Below are 248 nucleotides of genomic sequence, written 5' to 3'. Positions count from 1 at the left end.
TCGATGAGATAGCTGTCCATCGCCGTGCCGCATTTCGGGCAACGACGTTTTGCGCGCAGCGCGTTGGTTTCAGCATCTTCGCCTTCCAGCACGTTCAGCACTTCGTTTTCCGGCACCAGGTTAATGGTGGTTTTGCAACGCTCTTTCGGCGACAGCGCGTAGCCAGAGCAGCCGAGGAATACCCCGGTACTGGCGGTACGAATGCCCATTTTACGCCCGCAGGTCGGGCAGTCGATGCTGGTCAGCAC

The 248-nt window shown here is 58.9% G+C and carries 1 protein-coding gene; it reads right to left on the bottom strand.

Translation table 11 applies throughout. From position 1 onward, the window contains the following. Positions 1 to 248, bottom strand: a 248-nt coding sequence (locus QP437_RS10255; protein ID WP_285267764.1) for a topoisomerase DNA-binding C4 zinc finger domain-containing protein, incomplete at both ends; no start/stop codon positions are given.

Origin of the sequence: Haemophilus sp. UMB1048 (genome assembly GCF_030218125.1) — a bacterium.
In the GTDB taxonomy this organism is placed as follows: Bacteria; Pseudomonadota; Gammaproteobacteria; order Enterobacterales; family Pasteurellaceae; genus Haemophilus_D.
Note: the sequence above shows the minus strand (reverse complement) of the source record. Positions and strands in the feature narration are given on the sequence as shown.